This window comes from Nocardioides marmorisolisilvae (assembly GCF_031656915.1).
Taxonomy (GTDB): Bacteria; Actinomycetota; Actinomycetes; order Propionibacteriales; family Nocardioidaceae; genus Marmoricola; species Marmoricola terrisoli.
The window spans coordinates 1,318,478-1,331,916 of record NZ_CP134227.1 but is presented as its reverse complement, the minus strand read 5'-3'; the positions used below and the strand labels follow the sequence as shown (position 1 = coordinate 1,331,916).

General features: G+C 70.6%; 12 protein-coding genes. 11 read left to right on the top strand and 1 reads right to left on the bottom strand.

Annotated features, from left to right (window positions below; all coding sequences use genetic code 11):
* Positions 1-60 precede the first annotated feature (60 nt).
* From Q9R13_RS06345 to Q9R13_RS06305, 9 genes are all read left to right on the top strand, one after another.
* Positions 61-1,512, top strand: coding sequence for a bifunctional folylpolyglutamate synthase/dihydrofolate synthase (locus Q9R13_RS06345; protein ID WP_310964223.1), 1,452 nt, complete (start codon positions 61-63; stop codon positions 1,510-1,512).
* Positions 1,512-1,886 (top strand): DUF4233 domain-containing protein, encoded by a 375-nt coding sequence (locus Q9R13_RS06340; RefSeq protein WP_310964222.1) that lies wholly within the window; start codon positions 1,512-1,514, stop codon positions 1,884-1,886. The genes Q9R13_RS06345 and Q9R13_RS06340 overlap by 1 nt, the downstream gene beginning before the upstream one ends.
* On the top strand, positions 1,879-2,289 hold the full coding sequence (gene ndk / locus Q9R13_RS06335; protein WP_310964221.1) for a nucleoside-diphosphate kinase: 411 nt from the start codon (positions 1,879-1,881) through the stop codon (positions 2,287-2,289). The genes Q9R13_RS06340 and ndk overlap by 8 nt, the downstream gene beginning before the upstream one ends.
* Before the next feature lie 79 nt (positions 2,290-2,368).
* A complete protein-coding gene (locus Q9R13_RS06330; protein ID WP_310964220.1) occupies positions 2,369-3,409 on the top strand; it encodes a rod shape-determining protein in 1,041 nt (346 codons plus the stop codon).
* Positions 3,410-3,413: 4 nt separating this feature from the next.
* On the top strand, positions 3,414-4,319 hold the full coding sequence (mreC, locus tag Q9R13_RS06325) for a rod shape-determining protein MreC (RefSeq protein WP_310964219.1): 906 nt from the start codon (positions 3,414-3,416) through the stop codon (positions 4,317-4,319).
* Positions 4,316-4,828 carry a rod shape-determining protein MreD gene (mreD, locus tag Q9R13_RS06320; protein WP_310964218.1) on the top strand — a complete coding sequence of 171 codons (513 nt, stop codon included), beginning with the start codon at positions 4,316-4,318 and terminating at the stop codon, positions 4,826-4,828. The genes mreC and mreD overlap by 4 nt, the downstream gene beginning before the upstream one ends.
* Before the next feature lies 1 nt (position 4,829).
* Entirely contained in the window at positions 4,830-6,971 is a 2,142-nt protein-coding gene (gene mrdA / locus Q9R13_RS06315) for a penicillin-binding protein 2 (protein WP_310964217.1), read from the top strand.
* Positions 6,968-8,146 carry a rod shape-determining protein RodA gene (gene rodA, locus Q9R13_RS06310; protein WP_310964216.1) on the top strand — a complete coding sequence of 393 codons (1,179 nt, stop codon included), beginning with the start codon at positions 6,968-6,970 and terminating at the stop codon, positions 8,144-8,146. The genes mrdA and rodA overlap by 4 nt, the downstream gene beginning before the upstream one ends.
* 56 nt (positions 8,147-8,202) lie before the next feature.
* Positions 8,203-10,140, top strand: a complete 1,938-nt coding sequence (locus tag Q9R13_RS06305; RefSeq protein ID WP_310964215.1) for a TIGR03960 family B12-binding radical SAM protein — start codon at positions 8,203-8,205, stop codon at positions 10,138-10,140.
* Positions 10,141-10,150: 10 nt separating this feature from the next.
* Here Q9R13_RS06305 and Q9R13_RS06300 read toward each other — a convergent pair whose 3' ends face one another.
* Entirely contained in the window at positions 10,151-11,362 is a 1,212-nt protein-coding gene (locus Q9R13_RS06300) for a CynX/NimT family MFS transporter (protein ID WP_310964214.1), read from the bottom strand.
* Positions 11,363-11,418: 56 nt separating this feature from the next.
* Here Q9R13_RS06300 and Q9R13_RS06295 point away from each other — a divergent pair, with 56 nt between their 5' ends.
* Both Q9R13_RS06295 and Q9R13_RS06290 read left to right on the top strand, forming a co-directional pair.
* Positions 11,419-12,594, top strand: a complete 1,176-nt coding sequence (locus tag Q9R13_RS06295; protein ID WP_310964213.1) for a winged helix DNA-binding domain-containing protein — start codon at positions 11,419-11,421, stop codon at positions 12,592-12,594.
* Positions 12,595-12,603: 9 nt separating this feature from the next.
* Positions 12,604-13,359, top strand: coding sequence for a TIGR03936 family radical SAM-associated protein (locus Q9R13_RS06290; RefSeq protein WP_310964212.1), 756 nt, complete (start codon positions 12,604-12,606; stop codon positions 13,357-13,359).
* The last annotated feature ends 80 nt before the right edge of the window (positions 13,360-13,439 follow it).

The window sequence follows — 13,439 nt, the reverse complement described above, 5'->3', positions numbered from 1 at the left end:
CGCTAGCGCAACGACCGCGGCGGGTGCCCGGTGACGGCCGGACCGTAGACTTCCCGGACGATGTCAGAGATACCCGCGACCGCCGGCGGCCGCCCGGAGAACCCGTCCGACGACTCCAACGAGCCCGGGGCAGCGCCCCGCCTGGCCGAGACGATGGCCGAGGTCGAGGAGGCGCTGCTGTCCCGCTGGCCTGAGTCGCGTCTGGACCCCACCCTCGACCGGATCCGTGACTTCACCGGCCTGCTCGGCGACCCGCAGCACTCCTACCAGGTGATCCACCTGACCGGGACCAACGGCAAGACCTCGACCGCTCGGATGACCGAGGGGTTGCTGATCGCCCTCGGTCTGCGGACCGGGAGGTTCACCAGTCCCCACCTGGAGTCCCTGCGGGAGCGGATCGTCGTCGACGGAGAGCCGCTGGACGAGCAGGCGTTCGTGCGTGCCTTCGACGACGTCGCGGCCTACACCCACCTCGTCGACGCCCAGCACGACCACCCGCTGTCGTTCTTCGAGACCGTGGTCGGGATGGCGTACGCCGCCTTCGCCGACGCGCCCGTCGACGTCGCCGTGGTCGAGGTGGGGATGGGAGGTGCCTGGGACGCGACCAACGTGGCCGACGGGCAGGTCGCCGTACTCACCCCGATCGCGGTCGACCACGAGAAGTACCTCGGCGAGACCGCGGTGGCGATCGCCCGGGAGAAGGTCGGGATCATCAAGCCGGGCGCAGTGGTGGTCAGCGCAGAGCAGACCGACGAGGTCGCCGCCGTCATCGCCGAGCGGGTCGTCGAGGTCGGAGCCACCTTGCTCGTCGAGGGCCGTGACTTCGGCGTGCGGACCCGGGTGCCCGCCGTCGGTGGCCAGCAGCTGTCCCTCGATGGGGTGCGGGGCAGCTACCCGGACGTCTTCCTGCCGCTGTACGGCGCCCACCAGGCCCAGAACGCCGCGCTCGCCCTGGCGGCGGTCGAGTCTCTCCTCGGGGGCACCGATCTGCTGGCCGAGGAGGTGGTCAACGAGGCGTTCGCCACGGTTACCTCGCCGGGGCGGCTCGAGGTGATCCGGCGGTCACCCACGATCGTGCTGGACGCGGCCCACAACCCGCACGGCGCCGCGGCCACCGTCGCCGCGCTCGAGGACTCCTTCACGTTCAGCCCGCTCGTGGGGGTGATGGGGGTGATGGCTGACAAGGACTACGAGGGCGTGCTCGCGGCCTTCGAGCCCGTGCTGGCGCACGTCGTGTGCACACAGAACTCCACAGCCCGGACGCTGCCGGCCGCCACGCTGGCCGAGGTCGCGCGGGGCATCTTCGGCGAGGACCGAGTGACCGAGGCGTCGTCGCTCGCCGACGCCATCGACCAGGCGGTGGCGCTCGCCGAGGCAGGCGGCGTCTTCGGTGAGGCGATCGGGTCGGGCGGGGTGCTGGTCACCGGGTCGGTGGTCACCGTCGGGGAGGCCCGGGCCATGCTGCGTCCACGCCGCAGCCAGCAGCCCGACGACGCGGGGGAGTCGGCCTGATGCAGCGTCGTCTCTGCTCCGCGATCCTGTCGCTGGAAGCGATCGTCCTCGGCCTGAGCACGATCGTGCTGGTCTCGCTGACCTCGATCGCGACGAGCACCGGGCTGGCGATCGGGCTCGGACTCTTCGTGGCGTGTCTGCTGGTCGCGGGTCTGCTCCGGTTCCGCTGGGCCTACGTCCTGGGGTGGGGCATCCAGGTTGCCGCCCTCGCCCTGTCGGCCGTGATCACCGCGATGATCGTGCTCGGCGTGGTCTTCATGGTGCTGTGGGCGACGGCGTACTTCCTCGGAGCCAAGATCGAGCGTGAGCGGGCCGAGTGGGAGGCCCGTGCCGCCGCGGCGCCGGGGCCTGACTACTCTTCGGGCCATGAGTGAGCGCACCCTGGTACTGCTCAAGCCCGACACCGTCCGCCGGGGTCTCGTCGGCGAGGTGTTGTCCCGGTTCGAGGCCAAGGGCCTGACGATCGTGGCGATGGAGCACCGTCAGATCGACGCGACGCTGGCCGACCGGCACTACGCCGAGCACGTGCAGAGGGACTTCTACCCTCCGCTGCGGGACTTCGTCACCAGTGGCCCGCTCGTCAGCCTGGTGCTCGAGGGCGACCAGGCGATCGAGGTCGTCCGGGCGATCAACGGTGCCACCGACGGTCGGAAGGCGGCTCCGGGCACAATCCGAGGTGACCTCTCGCTGTCCAACCGGGAGAACCTCGTGCACGGCTCCGACAGCACCGAGTCGGCCGCTCGGGAGATCGCCATCTGGTTCCCCCACCTCGCCTAGGGCCCGCGTGTCCTGCCGGGGCTGAGCGTGCCTCGCTCCTACGCTTGGAAGCACTTCCCCAAGTAGCAGCGAGGCACTGATGGCGCAGCGTGGCATCATTCCGGGCTTCATCGGCCGCGACATGGCCGTGGACCTGGGCACCGCCAACACCCTGGTCTACCTGCGTGGCAAGGGCGTGCTCCTCGACGAGCCGTCGGTGGTCGCGATGAACACCCAGACCCGCGAGGTCCTCGCGGTCGGCCACGAGGCCAAGCGGATGATCGGCCGCACGCCCGACGGGATCACCGCGATCCGCCCGCTCAAGGACGGCGTGATCGCCGACTTCGACGCCACCGAGCAGATGCTGCGCTACTTCATCCAGCAGGTGCACCGACGGCGCTACTTCGCCAAGCCGCGGCTGGTGATCTGCGTGCCGAGCGGGATCACCGCCGTCGAGCAGCGTGCCGTCAAGGAGGCCGGTTACGTCGCTGGCGCCCGACGCGTCTACATCGTCGAGGAGCCGATGGCGGCGGCGATCGGCGCGGGGCTGCCCGTGCACGAGGCCACCGGGAACATGATCGTCGACATCGGCGGCGGCACCACCGAGGTGGCGGTGATCTCGCTCGGCGGCCTGGTCACCACGCTCTCGGTGCGTACGGCGGGCGACGCGCTCGACCAGGCGATCATCGCGCACCTCAAGAAGGAGCATGCGCTGATGCTCGGCGACCGGACCGCCGAAGAGGTCAAGATGACCCTGGGCTCGGCGTTCCCGGCCGCGATCGAGCCGGAGGCGGAGATCCGTGGTCGCGACATGGTCTCGGGGCTTCCTCGCACCGTGTCGCTCACCAGTAGCGAGATCCGCAAGGCGCTCGAGGAGCCGCTGCACGCGATCGTCGACGCAGTCCGCACCACCTTGGACAACACTCCGCCGGAGCTGGCCGGGGACATCATGGACCGAGGCATCGTGCTCACCGGCGGCGGCGCACTGCTGCACGGCATCGACGAGCGGCTGCGCCACGAGACCGGGATGCCGGTGCACGTCGCGCACGACCCGCTCAGCTCGGTGGCGATGGGGGCTGGCAAGTGCGTCGAGGAGTTCGAGGCGCTCCAGCAGGTGCTCGTCTCCGAGCCGAGGCGCTGAGCCGATGGTGGACCTCGACCCTCGGCGGGCACCGGGCCCGCGGCCGCGCCGCTCGCACTCACTGATCGTGCTGCTGGTGCTCGCCTCGCTCACCGTGATCACCCTGGACGCGAAGGGCGGCGACAACTCGCCCATCGAGCCGCTGCGTACGGTGGTCGGCAACGTCATCGGCCCGGTGGAGACCGTCAGCGCGGCCGCCGTACGCCCGTTCAGCGACCTGACCGGGGCGCTCCGCGACAACCAGTCGCTGCGGCACCAGGTCGCCTCGCTCACCGCGGAGAACTCCCGGCTGCGCACCGCTGATGAGGTCGCTCCGCTGGACCGTCGGCGGCTGGCCGAGTACGACGGCCTGAGCCGGACCGCCCGCGACACCGGATACTCGCTGGTGCCTGCGCGGGTCGTGGGGATCGGCCCTGCGCAGTCGTTCAACCGCACCGTGACCATCGACGCGGGGACCAGCTCGGGCGTGCGCACGGACATGACCGTGCTCAACGGCGACGGGCTCGTCGGCCGCGTCATCAGGGTGACCTCCACCACGGCGACCGTGCTGCTCATCGCCGACAAGAGCTCGGTGGTCGGTGGTCGCCTGGGCGCGAACCTCGAGATCGGCAACGTGCGGGGGGAGGGGTCCATCGACGGCAACGGCCGACTGGAGCTGGACCTGGTCGACAGCTCGGTGACGCCGCAGCACGGCGACGTGGTGGTCACCTGGGGGTCGGACCACGGCGTGCCCTACGTGGCGGGGATCCCGATCGGGAAGGTCACCTCGGTCTACTCCAACCCCCGTGACCTGACCAACCACGCCGAGGTCGAGCCCTTCGTCGACTTCAGCTCACTCGATGTGGTGGGCGTGGTGGTCCCGCGCGGCACCCACGGCGACCGTGCCGTGATCAAGGGGGCCGCGCGATGAACTCGCTGCGCAACGGCGCCGTGGTAGTGCTGGTGTTGGTCGCCGTGGTGCTGCAGGTGGCGGTGCTGCGCTACGTCTCCGTCGATGGCGTCGTCCCCGACCTCGCACTGTTGCTGGTGGTGGCGGCCGGCTTCGTGCGTGGACCGCACTACGCCGCCACGCTCGGCTTCGTCGCGGGGCTGGTCCTCGATCTCGCTCCACCGGCCGACCACGTCGCCGGGCGCTGGGCGCTGGCCCTGGTCGTCGCCGGATATCTCGCCGGCCGCGTGCGGCTGGACGCCCGCAACTCGGTCCCGGCGGCGCTGCTCGCGGTGGCCGGCTGCTCGTTCGTCGCGTCGTCGATCTTCGCGCTGTCCGGCGTCGTGCTCGGCGACGACGGGCTGGCCGCCGGGCAGATGCTGCAGGTGATCGTGATCGGCGTTGTGTGGGACGTCCTGGTCGCCGCAGTGCTGCTGCCACCGATGACCGCGCTGCTGCGCCGGCTCCGACCCGCGAGGGTCGCCTACTGACATGGCCGCCGTGCTGATCCGACCGTCGCCGACGCAGAAGAGCCGGCTCCGCCTGTTCGTCGTCCGTGCCCTGGTCGTCTCGCTGTTCGTCACCCTCTTCGCGCGGCTCTGGTACATCCAGGTGCTCAGCGGCGAGGGCTACCAGGCCCAGGCGGTCCAGCAGTCGGTGCGCGAGCTGGTGGTCCAGCCGCCGCGTGGGCTGATCGTCGACGACCAGGGCCGACCGCTGGTCGCCAACCGCCCCAGCTGGGTGGTCAGCGTCGACCGGACGATGCTCGACAAGCTCGATGCCGTGGACCAGAAGAAGCTGCTGCACCGGGTGGCGCGCGCGGTGGGGGAGAAGTACTCACAGGTCAAGGCACGGACGCTGGTGTGTGGCCAGCCCGGCGCAACGGCGGGCTCGTGCTGGAACGGGTCGCCCTACCAGCCCGTGCCGGTCGCCACCGACGTGGCGCAGGCCGACGCGGTGCGGATCCTCGAGCGGTCCGAGGACTACCCGGGCGTCCTCGCCCAGCAGCAGAGCGTGCGTGCCTATCCGGCGCCGTACGGCGTGAACGCCGCACACCTCCTCGGCTACCTGAGCCCGATCACCAAGGGTGAGCTCGCCGAGGCCCGCAAGCACCACGACACCTCGGTCAACGGCGCCTCGGTGGTCGGCCGGGCCGGGGTCGAGCAGAGCTATGACAAGTACCTGCGCGGCAAGCCGGGGTACAAGCGGGTCACGGTCGACTCGATGGGCCGGGTGCTCGGCGACAGTGGCGAGGTGCAGGCGACCCCTGGCGACACCCTGGTCACCTCGATCGACGCGCACCTGCAGTCGGTGGTGGAGCATCAGCTCGCCCAGACCATCAGGACGGCTCGGCACACCTACGACCCGGTCACGCACATGAACTACAAGGCCGACAGCGGCAGCGTGGTCGTGATGGACGCGCGCAACGGCAGGATCGTCGCGATGGCGAGCCAGCCGACGTACGACCCCTCGGTGTGGGTCGACGGCATCTCGAGCAAGCAGCTCAAGCGGCTCTACTCGCCCAAGGCCGACAACCCGCTGCTGTTCCGGGCCACCCAGGGCCAGTACGCGCCGGGTTCGACCTGGAAGCCGGAGATGACCGTCGGCGCGTTCAACAACGGCTTCGGCCCGTCGAGTCGGCTGGACTGCTCGTCGGGGCTGCAGGTCGGCAACCGCTGGTTCAAGAACTACGAGTCCGAGTCCTACGGGATGATCGACTTCGCCAAGGCGCTGCAGGTCTCCTGTGACACGTTCTTCTACCGCGTCGGCCTGTCCTTCTGGCGCAAGTACGGCTCGGACCCGAGCAACGTGCACGCGAAGGACCCGCTGGTGCACATCGCCAAGGAGTTCGGCTACGGGCGGAAGACCGACATCGACCTGCCGGGCGAGGCCTCGGGGCGGATCGCGGACCGCAAGTGGAAGCTCGCCTACTGGAAGGCGATGAAGGGCTACTACTGCAAGCTGGACAAGGAGAACAAGGGCAGCGCGTTCATGCGGCTGTTCTCGCACGAGTTCTGCGTCGACGGCTACGAGTACCGCGCGGGCGACGCGGTCAACTTCGCGATCGGCCAGGGCGACACCATGGTGACCCCGCTGCAGCTGGCGCGTGCCTATGCCGCGATCAGCAACGGTGGCACGCTCTACGAGCCGCGTGTGGGCCGGGCGATCGTGTCCCCGACGGGGCGGCTCATCAAGAACATCAGGCCGAAGGTCCAGGGTCACGTGAAGTCGAAGGCATCCGCCTTCCGGTACGTCGACAACGCGCTGCTCGGTACCCCGAAGACCGGCACCCTGGCCTGGAAGTTCATCGGCTTCCCGCTCGACAAGGTGCAGGTCCGTGGCAAGACCGGGTCGGCCGAGGTCCAGGGCAAGCAGTCCACCTCGCTCGTCGCGACGTACACCAAGGACTACGTCGTGGTCATGGTGGTCACCCAGGCCGGCACCGGCTCGGGCACCTCGGGACCCGCGGTCCGCAAGATCTGGGAGGCGTTGTACGGCGTGCACGGCGAGCAGGTCCGGCCCTCCACCTCCGTCATCCCGGGAACCCTGCTGCCCTCGCGGCTGCCCGTCTTCGCCAAGGACGGCTCGATCCTGCCGCCCGCCACCGAGCCGACGAAGGGAGGTCGGCGGTGACCGTCGTCCCCACCACTCGCTCGGGCGCCATGCGGCTGCCCCTGGTCCGCACCCGCGTCCGTGCCGCGGGCATCGACTGGCCGCTCGCCCTGGTGACGGCGGCGATCCTGGTGATCGGGTCGCTGCTCGTCTGGTCGGCCACCTCGCACCAGGCCGCGCTCACCGGCGGCCACCCGGCGGAGTACCTGAAGAAGCAGCTGGTCAACGTCGCGATCGGGCTGATCCTGGCGCTCGTGGTGGTCGCCACGGACCACCGGTGGGTGCGGATCCTCGCGCCACTGGTCTACGTGGGCTCGATCCTGGGACTGCTGCTCGTGCTTGTGATGGGCTCGACGATCAACGGGTCCCGCTCGTGGCTTGAGCTCGGCGGGATGTCTCTGCAGCCGGCGGAGTTCGCCAAGCTCGCGGTGGTGGTCGGGATGGCGCTCGTCGTCGCGGAGCGCACGGAGGCGTCGCGGCGCGGAGTCGTGGGCACCACCGAGGTCCTGCTGATGCTGGCGATCGCCGGGGTGCCCGCCGTCCTGATCCTGCTGCAGCCCGACCTGGGCACCATGCTGGTGCTGACCGCGACCGTGCTCGGTGTGCTGGCCGTCGCCGGCGTCTCGCGCCGATGGCTGGGCGTCATGCTGGTCGGGGGAGTGGCCGCGGCGGCGGCGGTCGTGCGGGCGGGCCTGCTCAAGCACTACCAGATCGACCGGTTCATGGCCTTCACCAACCCGGGGCTCGACCCGCGCGGCGCCGGGTACAACACCACCCAGGCCCGGATCGCGATCGGCAACGGTGGCCTGTTCGGACAAGGGCTGTTCCACGGCTCGCAGACCCGCTCCGGGTTCGTTCCCGAGCAGCACACCGACTTCATCTTCACCGTCGCCGGGGAGGAGCTCGGTCTGGTCGGCGCCGGGGTGCTGATCGCGCTGTTCGCCGTACTCCTGTGGCGTGCGCTGCGGATCTCGCTGCGCGCTGACGACATGTTCGGCCGGGTGGCCGCGGCCGGGATCGCCTGCTGGTTCGCCTTCCAGGCGTTCCAGAACATCGGCATGTGCCTGGGCATCATGCCGGTCACCGGCGTACCGCTGCCGCTGGTGTCCTACGGCGGGTCGTCGATGTTCGCCTCGCTGATGGCGATCGGCCTGTTACAGAACATCCACCTGCGCTCCACTCGGCTGCTGCGCTGAGCGGGCGCGGTGCCGAGGATTCGTTGCTGACCGGCCGCGAGCCTACGATGGGACGCATGTCCGCCACGGTTGCCGAGTCGCTCTTCTCCCGCCTCGAGCCGCTTCTGCCAGGAGTCTCCAAGCCGATCCAGTACGTCGGCGGCGAGCTCAATTCCGTGCACAAGGAGTGGGACTCCGTCGATGTGCACTGGGCGCTGATGTACCCCGACGCCTACGAGATCGGCCTGCCCAACCAGGGCGTCCAGATCCTCTACGAGGTGCTCAACGAGTCCGAGCACGCCCTGGCCGAGCGCACGTACGCGGTGTGGCCGGACATGGAGGCGACGATGCGGGAGCACGGCATCGCGCAGTTCACCGTCGATGGGCACCGTCCGGTGCGGGCGTTCGACGTGTTCGGCATCTCGTTCTCCACCGAGCTCGGCTACACCAACCTGCTGACCGCCCTCGACCTGGCAGGCATCCCGCTCCGCGCCGTCGACCGCACCGACGACGACCCCATCGTGATTGCCGGCGGACATGCCGCGTTCAACCCCGAGCCGATCGCGGACTTCATCGATGCGGCGGTGCTCGGTGACGGCGAGGAGATCGTCCTGGCGATCGCCGAGGTGGTCCGGGAGTGGAAGCTGGAAGGCTCCCCCGGGGGCCGCGTCGAGCTGCTTCGGCGGCTCGCGGTCAGCGGCGGGGTCTACGTGCCCCGCTTCTACGACGTCCGGTACGCCGAGGACGGGTCGCTCGCCGCTGTCGTACCCAACGTGCCGGGTGTGCCCGCCCGGGTGCGCAAGCACACCTTGATGGATCTGGACTCGTGGCCGTTCCCGCGCAACCCGTTGGTGCCCCTCGCCGAGACCGTGCACGAGCGGTTCAGCGTGGAGATCTTCCGCGGCTGCACCCGCGGCTGCCGGTTCTGCCAGGCGGGGATGATCACCCGGCCGGTCCGCGAGCGCTCGATCACCACCATCGGCGACATGGTCGAGAACGGCATCCGCAAGTCCGGCTTCGAGGAGGTCGGGCTGCTGTCGCTGTCCAGCGCGGACCACACTGAGATCGCCGACGTCGCCAAGGGTCTGGCCGACCGCTACGAGGGCTCCAACGTGTCGCTTTCGCTACCGAGCACACGCGTGGACGCCTTCAACATCACGCTCGCCAACGAGTTCTCCCGCAACGGGCGTCGCTCGGGTCTGACGTTCGCCCCTGAGGGCGGCTCGGAGCGGATGCGCAAGGTGATCAACAAGATGGTCACCGAGGAGGACCTGATCCGCACCGTCGCCGCGGCGTACTCGAACGGCTGGCGGCAGGTGAAGCTCTACTTCATGTGCGGGCTGCCGACGGAGACCGATGAGGACGTCCTGGAGATCGCCGACCTGGCCAAGAAGGTGATCGCCAAGGGGCGCGAGGTCTCCGGGCGCAACGACATCCGCTGCACGGTCTCGATCGGCGGGTTCGTGCCGAAGCCGCACACGCCCTTCCAATGGGCGTCCCAGCTCGACGCCGAGACCACCGACGAGCGGCTGCGCAAGCTGCGCGAGATGGTCCGCGCCGACAAGCGGTTCGGTCGTGCGATCGGCTTCCGCTACCACGACGGCAAGCCGGGCATCGTGGAGGGGCTGCTCTCGCGTGGGGACCGCCGGGTCGGGCGGGTGATCGAGGCGGTGTGGCGCGACGGCGGGCGCTTCGACGGCTGGAGCGAGCACTTCTCCTACGAGCGATGGCTCTCCTGCGCCGAGCGTGAGCTCGCAGGCACGGGCGTCGATGTGGACTGGTTCACCACCAGGGAGCGCGGGTACGACGAGGTGCTGCCCTGGGACCACCTCGACTCCGGCCTCGACAAGGACTGGCTGTGGGAGGACTGGGAGGACGCCCTCGACCCGACGTCGGCCGATGTCGAGGACTGCCGCTGGACGCCCTGCTACGACTGCGGCGTCTGCCCCGAGATGGGCACCGACATCCAGGTCGGCCCGACAGGACGACAGCTGCTCCCGCTGAGCGTCGTCTGACCGACCCAGGTCAGGCGAGCTGGTCCTCGAGGTAGGCGGGTCTGGCGGCCAGCATGCCGACCAGGAACTGCGGGACGCACAGGGCCAGCAGCACCAGGAGGGGGACCGTCCAGCCGCCGGTCGCGTCGTACAGCGCACCCACCCCGAACGGGCCGACCACGGCGATCAGGTAGCCCACCGACTGGGTCCAGCCGGACAGCGCGGCAACGCCCTCGGGCGTGCGGGCGCGCAGGCCGATCAGGGTGAGGATCAGCGGGAAGGTGCACAGCCCGATCCCGATCACCACCGCCCACAGCCAGGCAAGCGCGTGTGGCGCGAGGATCAGTCCCAGGTAGCCGATCGGGTAGCAGGCCATCAGCAGCACCACGATGGAGCTCTGGTGCGTCATCCGGGCGGCGACACTGGGGATCAGGTAGGACAGCGGGATGCTCATGCCGGTGATCACCCCCAGCAGCAGACCCGCGGTGGTCGCGGAGAAGCCTGCGTCCCGGTAGACCTGCGCGGCCCAGCCGAAGACCGAGTAGGCCTGCAAGGACTGCAGGCCGAAGAACACCGCCATCACCCAGCCGAGCCGGGTTCGTGCGACCGCGGCCAGCCGGATCGGTCGACCTCCGTCGGCGGGTGCGCGGTCGTGGCGCACCAGGCCGAGCCAGGGGATCGCCGCGGCGGCGGCGAGAATCGCCCACACGAAGATGCCTCGGCGCCAGTCGACGTCGTGGGTGTGGAACGTCGCGATCGGCACCGTCAGCACCGAGGCCCCGGTGAGCCCGATCGCGAGCGCAGTCGAGTAGACCGCGGTGAGCAGCCCGATCCGGTCGGGGAAGTGCGCCTTGACCAGCGACGGGAGCAGCACGTTGGCCGCGGCCATCCCGGATAGCCCGAGGAAGGACAGCACCAGGAACAGGGTTCCCCCGTGGACCTGGGCGCGGAGGGCGAGGCCGGCGGTCACGCAGACCAGCGCCAGCAGGATCAGCCGATGGATGCCGACGGAGCGGGCCAGCCGGGGGGCGAGCGCACCGACGGTCGCGAACGACAGCACCGGCAGTGCGGTGAGCAGGCCGGCACCGATAGGCGACATGTGCAGCCCGTGGCTGAGCTCGTCGAGCACGGGGCCGACGCTGACCGCTGCGGGACGCAGGTTGACGGCGAGGACGACAATCCCGACGACGACGAGGATCCGCTGCCAGCGGGTCTCCCGCGCGGGGTCCAGTTCCTCGTGCACCGGTCGATCCAAGCACTCCGCGGGACCTGTCGGTGCGGTGGGGTTGGATGGGCGTCATGCGGCTCATCGACGACGACGAGCGTCGGGCGAGGCTCGCCCGCCGGCAGGGCCTGGCCGACCCGGTGGCCTCGGTGACAGGGGCGGTCGAGGCGGTCGTCTGCCTGCACGCCACCGAGCCCGCCAACGTGCACCTGGCCGCGTTCGCGCGCAGCGGTGCGACCCGGGCGCAGGTCGATGCCGCGCTGTACGACGCCCGCAGCGTGGTCAAGCAGCTGGCGATGCGGCGCACGGTGTTCGCCTTCCCGCGGGAGCTGTTGCCCGCGGTGTGGGGGAGTGCGGCAGCGCGCGTGGCCACCCGGCTGCAGACCAGGCTCGCCAAGGAGGTCGAGGCCGCCGGCATCGCCCCCCGCGGCGATGACTGGCTGGCTCGCACGACCGACGCGGTCCGGGTCGTCCTGGCCGACGGGCCCGCCACCACCGCTGAGCTGCGGGGCCGGGTTCCGGGCCTGGACCGGCGCCTGATGATCTCACCGGGCAAGAGCTACGGCGGGGAGTTCCCGATCGCGTCGCGGGTGCTGAGCGCCCTGGCCGCCCGGGGCGACGTGGTTCGCGGCGAGAACGCCGGCGACTGGCGGCTCTCCCGGCCGCGGTGGACCCTGGCCGAGGACTGGCTCGGCGCTCCACGGGTGGCCCTGGCCGAGGCCGCCGGCTACGCGGCACTGGTCCGGGCGTGGCTGGATCGGTTCGGCCCGGGCACCGAGGCCGACATCGTCTGGTGGCTGGGCGGCACCAAGGCTGCCGTGCGTCGGGCCCTGGCCGACAACGGTGCCGTCGAAGTGAGCACGGCCCTCGGACCGGCGTACGTCCTGCCCGAGGACCTCGACCCGGTCGCACCTGTCGAGCCGTGGGCAGCGTTGTTGCCGGCATTGGACCCGACCACGATGGGGTGGAAGCAGCGGGACTTCTACCTCGGGGACCACGCCGGGAAGGTCTTCGACCGCAACGGCAATGCCGGGCCCACTGCCTGGTGGGGCGGACGGATCGTCGGCGGCTGGCGACAGGACCCCGACGGCACGGTCGTGGTGGTGCCCTGCGAGCGGTTGCCGCGCGCGGCCCGGGACGCCCTCGACGCTCGCGCCGCTGCCTTGACGACCTGGCTCGCCGGCGACGTGGTCAGCACCATCTACCAGTCGCCGCTGGTCCGCGCCCTTCGGTCGGAGGTGGCCACATAGGCTGGCCCTGTGCCCGCTCCCGACTCTCGCCATCAGCCCGAGCAGCAGGCCCCGCCGGTCCAGCGGCTGCGGATCCGCTACGCCAAGCGTGGCCGGATGCGGTTCACCAGCCACCGCGACTTCAGCCGGGCCTTCGAGCGGGCGGTGTTCCGGGCCGGGGTGCCGATGGCGTATTCGTCGGGATTCAACCCCCATCCGCGCATCTCCTACGCGGGAGCCGCCCCGACCGGGGCGTCGAGCGAGGCCGAGTACCTCGAGATCGGGCTGGCCACCGAGGTCGACCCGGCCGCCCTGCACGCGGACCTCGACGAGTCGCTGCCCGACGGGCTCGACGTCCTCGAGGTCGTGGTCAGTGCCGGTGGCTCGCTGACCGACCGCCTCGAGGGGTCGCACTGGCGCATCGAGCTGCCCGGCGTCGACCCGGACGACCTTGCCCGGGCGGTGGCCACCTTGCTCGCTGCCGACGAGGTCCCGGTCGAGCGGATGACCAAGAAGGGGCTGCGTCGGTTCGACGTCCGGGCGGCGATCGTGGAGCTGGTCGGCTCGGCGTGCCCCACGCACGACGCGACGTGTGCGATACTCAACGTGGTCCTGCGGCATGGCACGCCATCCGTGAGACCCGACGACGTTCTCGCCGGTCTTCGCACCAGCTCGGAGCTGAGCGTTCCGGCCGCTGCCCTGCAGCAGCGGTTGGCGCAAGGCCCCTTGGGTGAAGGCGGCACGGTGGGTGATCCGTTGTCACCCGACCGCGACGCGGCTGGCTGATGAAGGTGACAGATTCTTCAGCGCAATCGGTTCGCTGACCGCGGTTGGTGGCTCGGACCGTCCATACGACGTGATGCGGG

Coding starts and splice junctions, on each gene's coding strand:
- mreD (WP_310964218.1), top strand. CDS start 4,316: ATGAACTCGCTGCGCAACGGCGCCGTGGTAGTGCTGGTGTTGGTCGCC.
- Q9R13_RS06305 (WP_310964215.1), top strand. CDS start 8,203: ATGTCCGCCACGGTTGCCGAGTCGCTCTTCTCCCGCCTCGAGCCGCTT.
- ndk (WP_310964221.1), top strand. CDS start 1,879: ATGAGTGAGCGCACCCTGGTACTGCTCAAGCCCGACACCGTCCGCCGG.
- Q9R13_RS06345 (WP_310964223.1), top strand. CDS start 61: ATGTCAGAGATACCCGCGACCGCCGGCGGCCGCCCGGAGAACCCGTCC.
- mreC (WP_310964219.1), top strand. CDS start 3,414: ATGGTGGACCTCGACCCTCGGCGGGCACCGGGCCCGCGGCCGCGCCGC.
- Q9R13_RS06295 (WP_310964213.1), top strand. CDS start 11,419: ATGCGGCTCATCGACGACGACGAGCGTCGGGCGAGGCTCGCCCGCCGG.
- mrdA (WP_310964217.1), top strand. CDS start 4,830: ATGGCCGCCGTGCTGATCCGACCGTCGCCGACGCAGAAGAGCCGGCTC.
- Q9R13_RS06340 (WP_310964222.1), top strand. CDS start 1,512: ATGCAGCGTCGTCTCTGCTCCGCGATCCTGTCGCTGGAAGCGATCGTC.
- Q9R13_RS06330 (WP_310964220.1), top strand. CDS start 2,369: ATGGCGCAGCGTGGCATCATTCCGGGCTTCATCGGCCGCGACATGGCC.